Source organism: Streptomyces mesophilus, assembly GCF_011044995.1.
Classification (GTDB): Bacteria; Actinomycetota; Actinomycetes; order Streptomycetales; family Streptomycetaceae; genus Streptomyces; species Streptomyces mesophilus.
In genome coordinates, this window is the sequence record NZ_JAAKZW010000068.1 from 1 (window position 1) to 15,793 (window position 15,793).

Annotated in this window: 15 protein-coding genes, 1 tRNA gene and 1 pseudogene; 8 read left to right on the forward strand and 9 right to left on the reverse strand. The window is 69.1% G+C overall.

Translation table 11 applies throughout. The annotated features are described in order from the left end of the window. Nucleotides 1–38: 38 nt before the first annotated feature. A complete protein-coding gene (locus G6045_RS17970) occupies nt 39–476 on the reverse strand; it encodes a MarR family winged helix-turn-helix transcriptional regulator (RefSeq protein WP_165332996.1) in 438 nt (145 codons plus the stop codon). Nucleotides 477–844: 368 nt separating this feature from the next. On the opposite strand from G6045_RS17970, the pseudogene G6045_RS17975 reads away from it, so the two are divergent. After that, a pseudogene (locus G6045_RS17975) lies at nt 845–1,108 on the forward strand (tyrosine-type recombinase/integrase); the annotation flags it as partial. A 686-nt stretch (nt 1,109–1,794) separates the two neighbouring features. Here the strand turns inward: G6045_RS17975 and G6045_RS17980 are convergent. From G6045_RS17980 to G6045_RS17990, 3 genes are all read right to left on the reverse strand, one after another. Next, nucleotides 1,795–1,868 (reverse strand) — tRNA-Pro (locus G6045_RS17980). A gap of 46 nt (nt 1,869–1,914) precedes the next feature. Beyond that, the gene (locus G6045_RS17985; RefSeq protein WP_165332998.1) at nt 1,915–2,649 is read right to left on the reverse strand and encodes a Pr6Pr family membrane protein; all 735 of its coding nucleotides are present in this window, start codon (nt 2,647–2,649) and stop codon (nt 1,915–1,917) included. Between the two features lie 53 nt (nt 2,650–2,702). After that, nucleotides 2,703–3,632 carry a metallophosphoesterase gene (locus tag G6045_RS17990; RefSeq protein WP_165332999.1) on the reverse strand — a complete coding sequence of 310 codons (930 nt, stop codon included), beginning with the start codon at nt 3,630–3,632 and terminating at the stop codon, nt 2,703–2,705. Between the two features lie 118 nt (nt 3,633–3,750). Here G6045_RS17990 and G6045_RS17995 point away from each other — a divergent pair, with 118 nt between their 5' ends. Continuing rightward, nucleotides 3,751–4,215: a GatB/YqeY domain-containing protein gene (locus tag G6045_RS17995; protein ID WP_165333000.1), complete on the forward strand. Its 465-nt coding sequence runs from the start codon at nt 3,751–3,753 to the stop codon at nt 4,213–4,215. A gap of 82 nt (nt 4,216–4,297) precedes the next feature. Here G6045_RS17995 and G6045_RS18000 read toward each other — a convergent pair whose 3' ends face one another. Further along, nucleotides 4,298–6,580, reverse strand: a complete 2,283-nt coding sequence (locus G6045_RS18000) for a transglycosylase domain-containing protein (RefSeq protein ID WP_165333001.1) — start codon at nt 6,578–6,580, stop codon at nt 4,298–4,300. Nucleotides 6,581–7,083: 503 nt separating this feature from the next. Between G6045_RS18000 and G6045_RS18010 the strand changes: the two genes are divergently transcribed. Further along, entirely contained in the window at nt 7,084–7,428 is a 345-nt protein-coding gene (locus G6045_RS18010) for a WhiB family transcriptional regulator (RefSeq protein ID WP_187815053.1), read from the forward strand. A 31-nt stretch (nt 7,429–7,459) separates the two neighbouring features. Here G6045_RS18010 and G6045_RS18015 read toward each other — a convergent pair whose 3' ends face one another. Further along, entirely contained in the window at nt 7,460–8,731 is a 1,272-nt protein-coding gene (locus G6045_RS18015; RefSeq protein WP_165333003.1) for an ArsA family ATPase, read from the reverse strand. Further along, nucleotides 8,728–9,696, reverse strand: a complete 969-nt coding sequence (locus G6045_RS18020) for an ArsA family ATPase (protein WP_165333004.1) — start codon at nt 9,694–9,696, stop codon at nt 8,728–8,730. The genes G6045_RS18015 and G6045_RS18020 overlap by 4 nt, the downstream gene beginning before the upstream one ends. A 126-nt stretch (nt 9,697–9,822) precedes the next feature. On the opposite strand from G6045_RS18020, the gene G6045_RS18025 reads away from it, so the two are divergent. The 4 genes from G6045_RS18025 to G6045_RS18040 all read left to right on the forward strand — a co-directional run bounded on the left by G6045_RS18025 (nt 9,823) and on the right by G6045_RS18040 (nt 12,394). Continuing rightward, complete coding sequence (locus G6045_RS18025) at nt 9,823–9,984, forward strand: DUF4177 domain-containing protein (RefSeq protein WP_018386146.1); 162 nt, start codon at nt 9,823–9,825, stop codon at nt 9,982–9,984. Then, nucleotides 9,981–10,451 carry a RidA family protein gene (locus G6045_RS18030; RefSeq protein WP_165333005.1) on the forward strand — a complete coding sequence of 157 codons (471 nt, stop codon included), beginning with the start codon at nt 9,981–9,983 and terminating at the stop codon, nt 10,449–10,451. Before G6045_RS18025 ends, G6045_RS18030 begins: the two co-directional genes overlap by 4 nt. Nucleotides 10,452–10,694: 243 nt before the next feature. Beyond that, complete coding sequence (locus G6045_RS18035) at nt 10,695–11,567, forward strand: NUDIX hydrolase (RefSeq protein WP_165333006.1); 873 nt, start codon at nt 10,695–10,697, stop codon at nt 11,565–11,567. Next, nucleotides 11,564–12,394, forward strand: a complete 831-nt coding sequence (locus G6045_RS18040; RefSeq protein ID WP_165333007.1) for an MBL fold metallo-hydrolase — start codon at nt 11,564–11,566, stop codon at nt 12,392–12,394. Before G6045_RS18035 ends, G6045_RS18040 begins: the two co-directional genes overlap by 4 nt. 122 nt (nt 12,395–12,516) lie before the next feature. On the opposite strand, the gene G6045_RS18045 is transcribed toward G6045_RS18040, so the two are convergent. Continuing rightward, nucleotides 12,517–13,191, reverse strand: a complete 675-nt coding sequence (locus tag G6045_RS18045) for a Crp/Fnr family transcriptional regulator (RefSeq protein ID WP_016642758.1) — start codon at nt 13,189–13,191, stop codon at nt 12,517–12,519. Nucleotides 13,192–13,528: 337 nt separating this feature from the next. Continuing rightward, nucleotides 13,529–14,746, reverse strand: coding sequence for a sensor histidine kinase (locus G6045_RS18050; RefSeq protein ID WP_165333024.1), 1,218 nt, complete (start codon nt 14,744–14,746; stop codon nt 13,529–13,531). A 198-nt stretch (nt 14,747–14,944) separates the two neighbouring features. Between G6045_RS18050 and nth the strand changes: the two genes are divergently transcribed. Beyond that, nucleotides 14,945–15,772 carry an endonuclease III gene (nth, locus tag G6045_RS18055; protein WP_165333008.1) on the forward strand — a complete coding sequence of 276 codons (828 nt, stop codon included), beginning with the start codon at nt 14,945–14,947 and terminating at the stop codon, nt 15,770–15,772. Nucleotides 15,773–15,793 lie beyond the last annotated feature (21 nt).

The window sequence follows — 15,793 nt, forward strand, 5'->3', positions numbered from 1 at the left end:
GGACAGGGCCGCGGCACGGGGGGACGGCGGGCAAGGCGTCAGAGCTGGCTGATCCGGCGCAACAGGCTTGCGGCCGCGGCCATGGTGCGCTGCTCCGCCGGAGTCAGATGTTCGGCGAACAGCCGGGCGACCACGTCGCTGCGGGCCGAGTCGCGCTCGTCGAGACGGGCGATCCCGACATCGGTGAGGCTGATCAGGACCTGCCGCCCGTCGGTGGGGTGCGGAACGCGCTCCACCAGCCTCGCGGCAAGCAGCGGCTTGAGCGTCGCGAGCACGGACTGCGGGCGAATCAGCTCGGCCCTCGCCAGGTCGGCCGGGGTGCTGGGCCCGCCCCTCTGAACGCGTCTGAGCAGAGACACCTGTGAAGGGGTGAGCTCCCTGCCGGCCTTCCGGCTCGGCTCCGACGCGCTCATCATGCGCATCAGATGCCCCATGGCGGAGCGCAGTTCCTGTGCCACTGCTTCCAGCTCGCGCACGGAAACCGGATCCGATTCAGAATCAGAACGGGAGTGCATATACCAAAAGGTACATATCAACAGCAAACCTTGCAAGTTTCCCTGTCGACCCAACGCCAACGCGCAACCGACAGCAGGCCCGGTCAGCGGACCGGATCGACGTCCAAGCAGCCAAACCAGCCTTGGCGAGCCCGCCTCGTTCATACGGCGGCTCAGTGTGCGGGTCTTCGACCCAGCCGAGCTGACAGCGCCGGCAGACTATGTATTCCACAGCGAACACGGCTTGGCCGTTCAGGTTGGCCGCACGCTGATACCAGCCCGTTCGCGTGGGTGAAATGGCGTTCTGCCAAGGCGTGCCCAGGCTGGGGACGTGAGGCCAGCCTTTCTGTACGCCGCATGGGCTCAGGCACTCCCACAAGACGGTCATGGAGGAGATCGGCATCCCGCCGAAGCTCATGGACGAGCGCTTGGGTCATGAGGACGGCTCGGTGCAGGCTCGCTACTCGCACATCACCGCGAAGATGCGGCAGCGACTCATGGACGAACTGACCGAGCAGTGGGAGGAGTCGCTGGACGCGCGGATGGCCATGCACCCGCGATCCCCTGTGCGTGCTCTTCATGCCTTGCTGAGAGCGCGCACCGGGAGGCAATAGTAAGCCGAACGCTGCGCGGTTCTCCGAGGTGCAGGAAGCCCGTCAAGGCCAAAGGCTTGGTCGTGGCGGGCTTCATCTGATGCTGGTCCATAGACAGTTGTGATCTGCTGACTTGATCTTGTCCGAGGCAGATGATGAACGAATGTCTGGCGAGACGATCCTCACCGCTGTCAGTCTGGCCTTCCAGGGCGTTGGGCTGTGGGTTGCCGCTGTTGGGTTTCGGCGGACCTTCCAAGGTGCTGCTGACCCGAGTGAGCGGTTCTTTCCGAGTGTCCTGGCGAAAGAGGGCGTACCTTTCGACGCTTGTTCCGCCGACCGCCGCGTACGGTCACGGGCACCTTGGGCGCGGCGATGTCGGCAGAGGCGGCGATGAAGCTCCGCGGCGTTTTGTCGTTCGGCCCGCTGCCAGATCTGACGCGCGATAGCGAGGCCTTCACTGCCGAGGTCGAACGTCGACTGAACCGGATCTTTGTGCTGGCTCAAGGCGTGGAAGCAGACCTGGATGACGAGAAGGAAGCTACGGATGGAGTGCTGTCGCGGTGGGCTTGGTGGTCCAGAGTGTGGCCGACCTTTGGGCGTGAGGATTTCCTTGATCCACTCCCCGTTCACTCCCCAGGGACCCCAAAACGCAAATCAGGCCCGGCTCTCCAAGAAGGAGAACCGGGCCTGACCTGCTGTTCCAGCTGTCGGGGTGGCGGGATTTGAACCCACGACCTCTTCGTCCCGAACGAAGCGCGCTGCCAAGCTGCGCTACACCCCGATGTCGTACTCCACGCCCGCACTGCTGCAGGTCGCGGCGACATCGATTACTTTAGCGGACCGGCGCCCGGAGACGAAATCCGGTTTCTGCGGGGGCCCGGAGCGGGGCGGATGCGGTCGAGGCCCACGAAGGCCAGGGACAGGGCGTAGAAGCAGAGGCCGAGGACGACCGCGTTGCCCAGGACGCCGGCGTAGCCGTGCTGGTCCACGTCCACGAAGGGGTACGGGTAGCGGGCCGTCGAGCCCGGGGACATGATCGCGCCGCGCAGCAGGCAGAACGCCAGGTAGGCCAGCGGGTAGAGCAGCCACAGGCCCGCGTGCCGCGGGCGCAGGCCGCCCGGGCGGGTCAGGAGCAGCCAGTCCGCGAAGGCCGCGAGCGGGGTGACGGTGTGGAGGAGCTGGTTGGCCACCTCGTGCCAGCCGGACAGGCCGGGCTGGTCCGTCATGGAGAAGGCGCTCGCGCTGTTCGCCAGGATCACGTGGTAGACGAGGCCCGTGATCGAGATGAAGACGACCGTGCCCGTCGTCAGCCAGGCGGGGAGCGGCGGTCGGCCCTTCCAGGCGCGCCAGGCCGAGAGTGCGAGGACGACCGCCACGATCACGTTGCTCTGGATCGTGAAGTAGCTGAACACGCGCAGCGCGCTGTCGCTCAGGCACAGGTTGATGATGATGCCGGTGACCGCCGCGAGGGAGATCAGCGCGCGGAAGACGGCCGTGAACGGTCTGCGGTCCGGCGTTGCGACCGCCGAGGGAGGGACATGTCCGGAAATGGGCGCCGTCATGGGTTCAAGTTAAACAAGACACCTGACACCCGCGCGCCCGGCCCCGCCGAACCTCAGCCTTCCCGTTCCACCAGCGTCAGCAGCGTCGCCTCCGGCGGACACGCGAACCGCACCGGTGCGTAGCGGCTCGTGCCGCAGCCCGCGGAGACGTGCAGATACGAGGTGTGGCCGCCGGCCGTGTGCGTGGAAAGGCCCTTCACCCGGTCCGTGTCCAGATCGCAGTTGGTGACCAGCGCCCCGTAGAAGGGAATGCAGAGCTGCCCGCCGTGCGTGTGCCCGGCGAGGACCAGCGGATAGCCGTCCTGGGCGAAGTCGTCCAGGCAGCGCAGATACGGGGCGTGCACGACGCCGATCGAGAAGTCGGCGCCCGACTCGGGACCGCCCGCCACCTGCTCGTAGCGGTCGCGGCGGATGTGCGGGTCGTCGAGGCCGGTGAAGGCGATCTCGTAACCGTCGATCTTCAGCGAACCCCGGGTGTTCGTCAGGCCCACCCAGCCCGCCGCGTCGAAGCCGTCGCGCAGGTCCTCCCACGGGTTGTGCAGGGCGCCGACGACGGGCGGGTTGCCGTTGAGGCCGTGCTTGCCCTGGAGCCGCTCGGTCAGATAGCGGCCGGGGTTGCGTAGACGCGGACCGTAGTAGTCGTTCGAGCCGAAGACGTACGCGCCCGGGAACTGCATCAACGGGCCGAGCGCGTCCATGACTTCGGGCACCCCGTCCGGATCGGACAGGTTGTCACCCGTGTTGATGACGAAGTCGGGGCGCAGACCCGCGAGCGACTGCAGCCAGTGCCGCTTCTTGCGCTGGCCGCTCACCATGTGGATGTCGGAGACCTGGAGTACGCGCAACGGCCGCATGCCCGCCGGAAGCACCGGCACCGTCACCCGCCGCAACCGGAACGAACGCACCTCGATCCCGGCCGCGTACACCACACCCGCGGCTGCCGCCGCGGTGATTCCCAGAGGTACTCCGTATCGCGCGCGCATGGAACCCATCGTCGCAGACGTAGGCGGAGGGCCACAGTCCGCCTGTCGCCTTGTCGTCCCTTGCGGGGCAGGGGAAATGCGCAGGCACCCCACCCGTCGTACCTGCGACACTGAACCCATGACCACGCTCAAGACCAAGCTGCAGGCAGACCTCAATGTCGCGATCAAGGCGCGCGACGAGCTGCGCTCCTCCACCCTGCGGATGACCATCGCGGCCGTTCAGAAGGAAGAGGTCGCGGGCAAGGAGAAGCGCGAGCTCTCCGACGACGAGGTGCAGAAGGTGATCACCCGCGAGGCGAAGAAGCGCCGCGAGGCCGCGGAGGCCTTCGCGCAGGGCGGGCGCGCCGAGTCGGCCGAGCGCGAGAAGGCGGAGGGCGAGGTCCTCGCCGAGTACCTGCCGAAGCAGCTGAGCGACGACGAGCTGACGGCGATCGTGGCCATGGCGGTCGGGGAGGCGAAGGCCGCCGGCGCCGAGGGGCCGCGCGCGATGGGCCAGGTCATGAAGCTGGCGAACGCGAAGGTGGCCGGCCAGGCCGAGGGCGGCCGCGTCGCCGCCGCGGTGAAGCAGGCGCTTGCCGGCTGAGACGGCTGACATCACGTCGTACGTGAAGGAGGGCGCCCCCTGACCCAGGGGGCGCCCTCCTTCACGTACCGGCACAGCGGGATCAGCGCGGTTCGGGCCACCCGCCGCCGTTGCCATTGGCGTTGCCGCCGTTCTCCGTACCGCCGTCGATGAGGCCGCCGATGACACCGGCGTTCGTACCGCCGTCGGCACCGGCGTTCGTACCGCCGTCGATACCGCCGATGAGCCCGCCGTTGTCCCCGCCGCCGGGACGGCCGGGCTTGCCGTCGTCCTCGTCGCCCTTGTCCTTGTCCTTCTTCGGGACGTCCGGGATGTGCACCCGGTTGAACTGAGGCGCTTCCTTGCCGGCCAGAGCGCCGGTCATGGCGTCGCGCCAGATGGGGCCGGGGACCTCACCGCCGAAGACCTTCTCGTGGTAGCGGCCGCCGATGGTGATGTACTCCATCTCGACCCCCTGGGTCGGCGAGCCGACCCACACGGCGCCGGACATGTTCGGGGTATAGCCCACGAACCAGGCGTTCTTGCGGCTGTCGGTCGTACCCGTCTTACCGGCGTTGTCGCGCCCGCTCAGACCTGCCCTCGCACCGGTACCGGAGTCGACCACCCCGCTCAGGAGCGAGTTGATGGAGTCGGCCGTCTGCACCGACATCGCCTGCTCACAGGTCGACTTGGGCACCTCGAGTGCCTTGCCGTTCGCGTCCGTGATCGACTCGATGGCGACCGGCGAGCAGTACGTGCCGCGGTTGGCGAAGGTGGCGTATGCGCTCGCCATCGTCAGCGGCGAGATGGAGTCGGAGCCGAGCGTCAGCGGCGAAGGCTGCTCGGTGATCGGCTTGCCGTCGCCCTGGGTGACGTGCAGCTTCTTGGTCATCTCCAGCACGGGGCACATACCGATGTCGGCGATCATCTGGACGAAGTAGGTGTTGACCGACTTCTCCATCGCCTCCTTCAGGCCGTACGGGCCGACCTCGGCCTCGTTCTCGTTCTCCACCGTGGCGCCGTCGACGTTCTTGTACGTGGAGTCGCAGCCGGAGACCGGGCTTGGATACGGCATCTCGTACGGCGCCGGATACACCTGGTTCAGCGGCTTGCCCTGCTCTATGGCGGCGGCCGCCACGAACGGCTTGAAGGTCGAACCGGTCGGGAAGCCCTGGCTTTCGCCCATGCGCTTGTCGACCGAGAAGTTGATCGTGGTCTCGTTCTTCTTGGCTTCGCCGCCATACGGCCACGACTGCCCCATCGCGAGGATCTTGCCGCTGCCCGGCTCTACGATCGTGGCCGCGCCGGCCACCTTGTCCTTCTGGTAGACGTGATCCTTCAGCGAGGCCTGCACGGACTCCTGCGCCTGCGCATCGAGCGTCGTCTTGATCCGCAGCCCCCCGCGGTTCCACTTCTCGACCCGTTCCTCACGGGTGTCGCCGAACGTCGGGCTGTCGAGGAACGCCGTCTTGACGTAGTCGCAGAAGAACCCGGCGCCGTTCGTCGCGGTGATGCAGCCGTTCTGCGGCTTGGAGATCTTCAGCGCGATCTTCGATTCCTTGGCCTTGTCCGCCTCCTGCTGCGAGATGTCGCCCGTGGCGACCATCCGCTGCAGCACCACATTGCGGCGCTTGGTGGCCTCCTGCTCGTCGTTCACCGGGTCGTACCGGCTCGGCGACTGCACGATGCCGGCGAGCAGCGCGGCCTCCTGCAGGTTCAGCTTCTTGGCGGGCTTGGAGAAGTAGCGCTGCGCGGCGGCCTCGACTCCGTAGGCCTGCTGACCGAAGAACGTGATGTTCAGGTAGTTCTCGAGGATCTTCTTCTTGCCGAGCTTCTCCTCGACCTGGATCGCCATCTTGAGCTCGCGGATCTTGCGGCCGATGGTCTGCTGCGTGGCCTCGCGGAACTTGGCCGCGTCGTCCATCGCCTCTTCGACGAAGACGTTCTTCACGTACTGCTGCGTGAGGGTCGAAGCACCCTGGGAGACACCGCCCGAGCGGGCGTTCTCGTTCACCGCGCGCAGGATGCCCTTGAGGTCGACCGCGCCGTGCTCGTAGAAGCGCGAGTCCTCGATCGCGACGATCGCCTTCTGCATGTACGGGGAGATCTCCTTGAGATCCACCAGCGTGCGGTCACGGGCGAAGACCGTCGCGATCGGGTTGTCGTTCGCGTCGGTGATCGTGGTGCGCTGCATCAGCGGAGGCTGCTTGAGATTGGCGGGGATCTCGTCGAATTCCTCGACCGATCCCTTGGCCGCAAGGCCCACCAGACCTGCCGCGGGGAGCGCGATGCCCGCAAGGACCGCGCCGGAGAGCACGCTGACGCCGAGGAACTTGGCGGCCTGCTGCGTCGGCGACAGTCCGCCACCCGAGAGCTTCTTACCCATGGGGGCAGCCTAATCCGTAGGTCTGTGCGTTCCGAGGGATCGGTCGGTCATCGGGATGTTCGAACCCGATCCGTAATGCCTGTGGCCCGTGACACGAGGGGGTTCACAGGTACGTCAGAGGGCAGCGGCCAACGTTCCGATTCGCCGGACAGTCGTATAGGCGTTGGCCTAAGCTGCTCACAACTGTCACAGCAGTGCGGTCACGTATCAAGCCTCCGACACCCCCGAAGACGCCGGAGTGCTGTCCGTTTCCGCCTCATGCGTCATCCGGCGCCCGTTGTGACCCAGCTGAACTGCCCCGATCTGTCGGGATGGTCACGCATGTCCGCGGCTCACTCCGTCGGGTGATCTGCCGCTTACGCATAGTCCGTTCGGGCCATTCAAGATTGGGCCCGAAGGGGGTGTTGCGCTGTGCCCACCTTCCGTAACGTCCTCAACTGGCGGCGGTGAATATGCCGCTGCCGCCGTGGGGGAGCCTCGATTCGGGAGAGGACGGCGCCGGCATGGGCTGGGTAGTTGACTGGAGTGCGCAGGCAGCCTGCCGCACTACTGATCCGGATGAACTGTTCGTACAAGGTGCGGCACAGAACAGGGCCAAGGCGGTGTGCACCGGGTGTCCGGTGCGTACGGAGTGCCTGGCAGACGCCCTGGACAACCGTGTCGAGTTCGGTGTCTGGGGTGGAATGACCGAGCGGGAGCGGCGCGCATTGCTGCGCAGGCGTCCCACGGTCACGTCCTGGCGCCGGCTGCTCGAGACGGCCCGCAGTGAATATGAGCGCAGCACGGGACTGTTGCCCGTGGACGCGGAGGACAGCGAGACGTACGAGAGCTACGCCGCGGTGGGCTAGCGCCCGTACAGCAACTGTCCCTACTTACGGCTCAGACCGGCCGACCGCCGGACGCGAGCCGGTCGCCGATGTCGCGAAGCCCCGCGAGGTCATGTACATCGCCGGGCAGCGCGGCCACTTCGGCCACTGCCACCTCCGGGTGCAGGGCCGTGAAGCGGTCACGCGTGCGCTGCTCACGGGAGAGCAGCCGCATCCGTTCCGCATGCAACCGCAGGAGTCCCGCGGTGAGTTCCGTTGCCGGGGTTTCGGGAGAATCGTGGGGTTCGGGAGGGGTACGCACCTCTTCCTTCCCGCCCTCCTGATCCACAATGCCGCCCGTTTCATGATTTTCTACGGGGCCGTCGGGACCAGCAGGATCGGGGCCGTCCGGCGCCCCGAGCGCTTCCGCGGCGGCGAGCGCACGCTCCGCCGAGAGCCGCGCGGCACCGCTGCCGTGCACACGGTTGAGCACGAGCCCGGCGAGCGGCATACGGTCCGCCGCGAGCCGCTCCACGAAGTACGCGGCCTCGCGCAGCGCATCCCGCTCGGGCGCGGCCACCACGAGAAAAGCCGTCCCCGGCGCCTGAAGCAGCCGGTACGTGGCATCGGCCCGGGTGCGGAAACCGCCGAACATCGTGTCCATCGCGGCCACGAAGGTCTGCACGTCCTTGAGGAACGGACCGCCGAGCAACTTGCCGAGCGTGCCGGTCATCATCGACATCCCGACGTTCAGGAACTTCATCCCGGCCCGCCCGCCGACCTTCGCCGGCGCCATGAGCACCCGGATGAACTTGCCGTCCAGGAACGAGCCGAGCCGGCTCGGAGCGTCCAGGAAATCGAGGGCGGAACGCGACGGCGGCGTATCGACGATGATCAGATCCCACTCGTCGCGGGCGCGGAGCTGCCCCAGCTTCTCCATCGCCATGTACTCCTGCGTACCGGCGAAACCGGCCGAGAGCGACTGGTAGAAGGGGTTCTCCAGGATCGCCCGGGCCCGCTCGGCATCCGCGTGCGCCTCGACGATCTCGTCGAAGGTGCGCTTCATGTCGAGCATCATGGCGTGCAGTTCGCCGTCGCCCTCGATCTCCTTCACCCGCCGCGGGGTGTTGTCGAGCGAGTCGATGCCCATCGACTGAGCGAGCCGCCGGGCCGGATCGATGGTCAGGACGACCACCTTGCGGCCGCGCTCCGCCGCGCGGAGGCCGAGGGCCGCCGCGGTCGTGGTCTTGCCCACGCCGCCCGCGCCGCAGCACACGATGATCCGGGTCTTCGGGTCGTCGAGCAGCGGATCCACGGCGAGCGTGGGGGGAACGTCCAGCGTCATGAGACTCCCTGCCGGCGCAGAGTGGTGGCGAGGCGGTAGAGCCCGGCCAGATCGATGCCCTCGCTGAGGAACTCCAACTCGTGTACGGGTAGGCCGGGTTCGGCCAGCTCGGCGCGCTGCTCCTGCTCCAGGGCGATCCGCTCGGCGTACTCCGCGGCCTGGGCCAGCAGCGGCTCGACCAGCTGTTCCGCGAGCCCGCCCTTGCGCGCACCGCCGAGCCCGGCCCGCGACAGCTCGCGCGCGATCTCGGTGCGCTTCACACCGTCGGGCACGGGCCCGTCGAGCAGCGTGGGCCGCACCATGTTCACCAGGATCCGGCCCACCGGCAGCCCGGCCGCGCGCAGTTCGGCGATCCCGTCGAGGGTCTCCTGGACCGGCATCTCCTCGAGCAGCGTCACCAAGTGCACTGATGTCTCGGCGGACTTGAGGACCCGCATCACGGCCTGCGCCTGGTTGTGTATCGGCCCGATCTTCGCGAGGCCCGCGACCTCGTCGTTCACATTGAGGAAGCGGGTGATACGCCCGGTGGGCGGCGCGTCCATCACCACGTAGTCGTACGCATAGCGGCCCCGCTTGTCCTTACGGCGTACCGCCTCGCAGGCCTTGCCGGTGAGCAGGACGTCGCGGACGCCGGGCGCGATGGTCGTGGCGAAGTCGATGGCGCCGAGCTTGCGCAGCGCACGGCCCGCGCCGCCGAGCCGGTAGAACATCTGGAGGTAGTCGAGCAGCGCCAGCTCGGCATCGATGGCGAGGGCGTACACCTCGCCGCCACCCGGTGCGACCGCGATCTTCCGCTCCTCGTACGGGAGCGCCTCCGTCTCGAAGAGCTGGGCGATGCCCTGCCGGCCCTCGACCTCGACGAGGAGGGTGCGTTTGCCCTCGGTCGCGAGGGCGAGCGCGAGGGCGGCGGCGACCGTCGTCTTACCGGTCCCGCCCTTGCCGCTGACGACCTGAAGCCTGCTCACGCCTTCGAGCGTAACCAGTACGCCGCGGTTGAATCCCGGGGGCTCCGCACCGTACGCGCGTCCGAGGACATCCGACGGGTCCCACCGCGGACCCGCGGCCCGCGCCGGGGCATTACGCTCGGCCCCATGACCAAGTACGAATACGCGACCGTGCCGCTCCTCGTGCACGCGACCAAGCAGATTCTGGACACCTGGGGCGAGGACGGCTGGGAGCTCGTCCAGGTCGTGCCCGGGCCGAACAACCCCGAGCAGCTCGTGGCCTACCTCAAGCGGGAGAAGCAGGCATGAGCGGCGCCGTCGAGGCCAAGCTGGCCGAGCTCGGCCTGAAGCTGCCCGGCGTCGTGGCGCCGCTCGCGGCCTACCAGCCGGCCGTCCGGTCCGGCGCTTACGTGTACACCGCGGGCCAGCTCCCGATGGTCGACGGCAAGCTGCCGACGACCGGCAAGGTCGGCGGCGAGGTGACGCCGGAGGAGGCCAAGGACCTGGCCCGTATCTGCGCGCTCAACGCGCTCGCCGCGATCAAGTCCGTCGCAGGCGACCTGGACCGCGTCGCGCGGGTCGTGAAGGTGACGGGCTTCGTCGCCTCCGCCACGGACTTCACCGGCCAGCCCGCCGTGATCAACGGTGCGAGCGAGCTGCTCGGCGAGGCCTTCGGCGACAAGGGCGTGCATGCGCGCAGCGCGGTGGGCGTGGCGGTGCTTCCGCTGGACGCTCCCGTCGAGGTGGAGTTCATCGTGGAGCTGGTGCAGGACTGAGTTTGCTTTGCCGGCGTGCGCCGTGAGGCGGGCGTTGTCAGTGGGCGCCGATAGCCTGGAAAGGGCTTCGGCCCCCGGGCGGGAGGGGACTGTCCGGCCGCCTCCGCTCCGTGCCTTCGGTCCCGGTCGTGACATCCACGACCGGGACCTTGCGTTTCCAGGCCTCCGCGCTTCCGGACCTCCGGCCTCGTACGGGATTGGTTGCCTCTCGAACATCCGGGCGCGAGCGGTTAACCTCCGCCCATGTCCAATGGCCAGTGGTACCCGCCGGAATGGCCCGACCGGATCAGGGCGCTCGCGAACGGTGAACTGACGCCCGCGACCCCGCGCCGGGCCGCCACCGTCCTGCTCCTTCGCGACGGCGAGCAGGGCACGGACGTCTACATGCTGCGACGGCGGACCTCGATGGCGTTCGCCGGCGGTGCGTACGCCTATCCCGGCGGCTCCGTCGATCCGCGCGACGACGACCGGCACGTCGACTGGGCGGGGCCCTCGCTCGCCACCTGGGCCGAGCGCCTCGGTGTCGCCGAGGCCGAGGCCCAGGCGATCGTGTGCGCGGCGGTGCGGGAGACCTTCGAGGAGGCGGGCGTCCTGCTCGCCGGGCCGACGGCGGACTCGGTGGTCGGTGACACCACCGGGGACGACTGGGAGGCGGACCGGGTCGCGCTCGTGGAGCGTGAGCTGTCCTTCGCCGAGTTCCTCGCGCGGCGCGGGCTCGTCCTCCGTTCCGATCTGCTCGGCGTCTGGGCGCGGTGGATCACGCCGGAGTTCGAACAGCGGCGGTACGACACGTGGTTCTTCGTGGCCGCGCTGCCGGAAGGGCAGCGCACGCGCAACGCGTCCACCGAGGCCGACCGCACCGTATGGACCCGGCCGGCCGAGGCGGCGGCGGGCTACGACCGCGGCGAGCTGACGATGATGCCGCCGACGATCACGACGCTGCGGCAGCTGGAGCCGTACGCCACATCGGCCGACGCGCTGGCCTCATCGGCCAAGCGGGATCTGACGCCCGTACTGGCCCAGGCGCGCCTGGAGGACGGGGAGTTGGTGCTCGTCTGGCCCGGGCACGACGAGTTCACCAAGCGCATCGTGCTCAAGAGCGGCTCGGACGCATGACGGACGCGGCCGCCCTGCCGGGCCAGCCCCGCGGCGGGGTCCTCTCGGGGCCCGCCACCGCCCGGGCCGTCAACATCCTCGCGCCGAACGCCAACGCGATGACCCTGGACGGCACGAACACCTGGCTCCTGTCGGAGCCGGACTCGCCGCTCGCCGTCGTCGTGGACCCCGGGCCGCTGGACGAGGGGCATCTGCGGCACGTCATCGCCACGGCCGAGAAGGCCGGCAAACGCATCGCGCTCACGCTGCTCACGCACGGGCATCCGGATCACGCCGAGGGAGCCTCACGCTTCTCGGACCTCACGGGTACACAGGTACGGGCGCTGGATCCGTCGCTGCGCCTGGGGGACGAGGGTCTTGCGGCCGGCGAGGCCCTGGAGGTCGGCGGCCTGGAGCTCCGGGTCGTCCCCACGCCCGGGCACACGTCCGACTCGCTCTGCTTCCATCTCCCCGCCGACCAGGCCGTCCTGACCGGGGACACGATCCTCGGCCGCGGCACCACGGTCGTCGCGCACCCGGACGGCCGGCTCGGCGACTACCTGGACTCGCTGCGCCGTCTGCGCTCCCTGACGGTGGACGACGGGGTGCATACGGTCCTGCCGGGCCACGGTCCGGTCCTCGAGGACGCCCAGGGCGCGGTCGAGTTCTACCTCGCCCACCGCGCGCACCGCCTGGCCCAGGTCGAAACGGCCGTGGAGAACGGGCACTTGACGTCGGCGGAGGTCGTGGCGGCGGTCTACGCGGACGTGGACCGCTCGCTGTGGCCGGCGGCGGAGCTTTCGGTGCGGGCGCAGTTGGAGTATCTGCGGGAGCACGGGCTGATCTGACTCGGCCCCGCGCAAGGGGCGTGCGTAAGGGGCCTGCGCAAGGGTTCTATGCAGGGTCCTTGCGCAACGGAAACGGGGCCCGCCCCGAAGGCCGGACCCCGTCCACGTACAACCAAAGATGCTCAGCGCGAGCGCTTCGCCAGACGCTCGACGTCCAGCAGGATCACCGCGCGGGCCTCCAGGCGGAGCCAGCCGCGTCCTGCGAAGTCCGCAAGGGCCTTGTTGACCGTCTCGCGCGAGGCGCCCACCAGCTGGGCCAGCTCCTCCTGCGTGAGGTCGTGCACGACGTGGATGCCCTCTTCGGACTGGACGCCGAAGCGGCGCGACAGGTCGAGGAGCGCGCGGGCGACACGGCCCGGCACGTCGGAGAAGACCAGGTCGGACATCTGGTCGTTGGTCTTGCGCAAGCGCCGGGCGACGGCGCGAAGCAGCGCGGCGGCCACCTCGGGGCGGGCGTTGAGCCAGGGCTGGAGGTCGCCGTGGCCGAGGCCGAGCAGCTTGACCTCGGTCAGCGCCGAAGCGGTGGCGGTACGCGGGCCCGGGTCGAACAGCGAGAGCTCACCGATGAGCTCACCGGGGCCGAGCACGGCGAGCATGTTCTCGCGGCCGTCGGGGGAGGTGCGGTGCAGCTTCACCTTGCCCTCGGTGACCACGTACAGGCGGTCGCCCGGGTCGCCCTCGTGGAACAGCGCGTCGCCGCGCGCGAGGGTCACCTCACTCATGGAGGCGCGCAGCTCCGCCGCCTGCTCGTCATCGAGCGCCGCGAAGAGCGGGGCGCGCCGCAGAACGTCGTCCACGAGTTCTCTCCTATGTCGTCCGGCTCCAGTGGGCTGTGGTGCCCATAGTGCAGGACGTAGCAAACAGTGTGATCAGTCACAACAAGTTTGCCGTACTGAAGAGGTGTCCTGTGCGACGGGGGACCCAATCGGGGGTGGTCGGGTCGGATCCAGCCATGTTCAGGGTGCTCTTCGTGCTACTCCGCAGGACTCCAACAGGCCGGTGAGAGCGCTGGCCAAGGGTGTACGGCGTCATGGTTGTGCGGGGTGATTCTGCTGTGGGCGAACGGGGCGCGAACGGATCGGCATCATTGCTGGAAAAGGGGCATAACGGACAGAATCTCGAGGTCGGGCGCGCTCATTCCGGAGTCCGCGCACCCAGCGGAACCGTCGCCGTGAGCACCGTCCCCTCCCCGGGCGCCGACTCCACCGCCAGCGTCCCGCCCAGCTGCCGCACCCGCGCCCGGATCGCCGGCAGTCCGTGCCCGCGCGACCCCTCGGGCGCGTCCGGCAGGGCGCCGGGGTCGAAGCCGCGCCCGTCGTCGGCGACATCGAGCACCGCACGGTCGTCGAGCGTGGTCAGCGTCAGGACGGCGGTCGTGGCCCGGGCGTGTTCCCGTACGTTCGCGAGCGCGCCCTGGGCGATCCGAAGCAGCGTCGACTGCACCCGCTCGGGCAGTTCTGGGCCGACCTGCCCCTCCGTGTGCACCAGGACCCGCAGCCGCTCGTCGCTCTCGCGCCCGGCCAGCGCCCGCAGCGCCTGCGGGAGTCCGCCCGACAGCGCCAGGTCGGCGGGGGCGAGGTCGTGGACGAAGCGGCGGGCCTCGGCGAGGTTGTGCTCGACGATCTTCGTGGCGGACCGTACGTGCCCGTGCGCCTTGGCCGGATCCCTGTCCCAGGTCCGCTCGGCGGCCTGAAGGAGCATCTGCTGGCTGGACAGGCCCTGCGCCAGGGTGTCGTGGATCTCCATCGACAGGCGCTGGCGCTCGGCGAGCGTGCCGGCGCGGCGTTCGGTGGCGGCGAGCTCGCGGCGCGTACGGATCAGATCGTCGATCAGCCGCCGCTGCCGGGACGCCAGGCGCTTCATGTGCAGGAACACGGCGGTGGCGAACCCGGCGACCGCCGCGGGTCCGACCACCAGGTCCAGGTCGAACCGGGGCGAGAGCGCCAGCTGCGCGATGATCACGAAGACCGTGAGCACCCCGACGAGCACACACGCGGCGACCGGCGGCAGGATCCGCAGGGCCGCGTAGATGAGCGGCACGGCCACCCACGCGAAGCTCGGCGCGAGCTCCACCAGGACCGCCCACACCACGACCACCGCGGCCAGCCACCCGACCCGCCAGGCCTGCGAGCGCCGCGCCGACGGCTTCGTGGTCGCGTACGCGTCGCGGCCGACCCCGGCCGCGTAGATCACGGCGAGGAGCGCGGCCAGGGTGATGACCAGCGCGGAGTTGACGGTCGCCGGATGGCGCTGGATGAACCGGATCAGGGCCGTCGCCTGGAGCACGAAGAACGTCAGATGCATGACGAGGCTCAGCCAGTGCGCGTCCGGATCGATCTCCTCCGGCTGCATAGCGGCAGCGGTGGACGCCTCTTGTTCCGCGTGCACCGCACCCCTTCCGCCTGTCCGTCGCCTGTGGACCGTTTCGCCTGTCCGTCGCTTGTGGACCGCACGGACATTCTCATTTACGGAGGTATGCGGCGCACCAGCAGCCCGGCCGGCCCGCTCAACCACCCACCCGCTGTCAGCACCTCCCCGTACGCTCTTGGCATGGCGAAAAGCGACAAGGAGCCGGGTGCGGCGGGCCCTCCCGTCATCCGAAAGGCCAAGCCGGCGAAGACCCGGACCGGCCTGGTGCGTCAGGCGCGCAAGATCAACCGGGCGCTCGCCGAGGTCTATCCGTATGCCCACCCGGAGCTGGACTTCGAGAATCCCTTCCAGCTCCTGGTCGCCACGGTGCTTTCGGCGCAGACCACGGACCTGAGGGTCAACCAGACGACGCCGGGCCTGTTCGCGAAGTACCCGACCCCGGAGGACCTGGCCGTGGCCAACCCCGAGGAGGTCGAGGAGCTGATCCGCCCCACGGGGTTCTTCCGCGCCAAGACCCGGTCGATCATGGGCCTGGCCAAGGCCCTGCGCGACGAGCACGGCGGTGAGGTCCCCGGCCGCCTCGAGGATCTGGTCAAGCTGCCGGGCGTCGGCCGCAAGACGGCCAATGTCGTCCTCGGCAATGCCTTCGGCGTCCCGGGCATCACCGTCGACACCCACTTCGGCCGGCTCGTACGGCGCTGGAAGTGGACCGACAGCGAGGACCCCGAGAAGATCGAGGCGCTGATCTGCGAGATCTTCCCGAAGAGCGACTGGACGATGCTGTCGCACCGGATCATCTTCCACGGCCGCCGTATCTGCCACGCCCGCAAGCCCGCCTGCGGCGCCTGCCCGATCGCCTCGCTCTGTCCTTCGTACGGGGAGGGCGAGATCGACCCCGAGAAGGCGCAGAAGCTGCTCAAGTACGAGAAGGGCGGCTTCCCGGGCCAGCGCCTCAAGCCGCCGCCGGACTATCCGGGCCAGGCAGCGCCGCCGATGGGAGCTGTGTGACAGGGGAACGATCGGGTGTGG

Bases quoted from the DNA above. Each gene is read 5' to 3' on its own strand.
- nth (WP_165333008.1), top strand. From the start codon at position 14,945: ATGGCGAAAAGCGACAAGGAGCCGGGTGCGGCGGGCCCTCCCGTCATC.
- G6045_RS17985 (WP_165332998.1), bottom strand. From the start codon at position 2,649: ATGACGGCGCCCATTTCCGGACATGTCCCTCCCTCGGCGGTCGCAACG.
- G6045_RS18035 (WP_165333006.1), top strand. From the start codon at position 10,695: ATGTCCAATGGCCAGTGGTACCCGCCGGAATGGCCCGACCGGATCAGG.
- G6045_RS18025 (WP_018386146.1), top strand. From the start codon at position 9,823: ATGACCAAGTACGAATACGCGACCGTGCCGCTCCTCGTGCACGCGACC.
- G6045_RS18010 (WP_187815053.1), top strand. From the start codon at position 7,084: ATGGGCTGGGTAGTTGACTGGAGTGCGCAGGCAGCCTGCCGCACTACT.
- G6045_RS18040 (WP_165333007.1), top strand. From the start codon at position 11,564: ATGACGGACGCGGCCGCCCTGCCGGGCCAGCCCCGCGGCGGGGTCCTC.
- G6045_RS18050 (WP_165333024.1), bottom strand. From the start codon at position 14,746: ATGCAGCCGGAGGAGATCGATCCGGACGCGCACTGGCTGAGCCTCGTC.
- G6045_RS18015 (WP_165333003.1), bottom strand. From the start codon at position 8,731: ATGACGCTGGACGTTCCCCCCACGCTCGCCGTGGATCCGCTGCTCGAC.
- G6045_RS18030 (WP_165333005.1), top strand. From the start codon at position 9,981: ATGAGCGGCGCCGTCGAGGCCAAGCTGGCCGAGCTCGGCCTGAAGCTG.
- G6045_RS17995 (WP_165333000.1), top strand. From the start codon at position 3,751: ATGACCACGCTCAAGACCAAGCTGCAGGCAGACCTCAATGTCGCGATC.
- G6045_RS18000 (WP_165333001.1), bottom strand. From the start codon at position 6,580: ATGGGTAAGAAGCTCTCGGGTGGCGGACTGTCGCCGACGCAGCAGGCC.
- G6045_RS17990 (WP_165332999.1), bottom strand. From the start codon at position 3,632: ATGCGCGCGCGATACGGAGTACCTCTGGGAATCACCGCGGCGGCAGCC.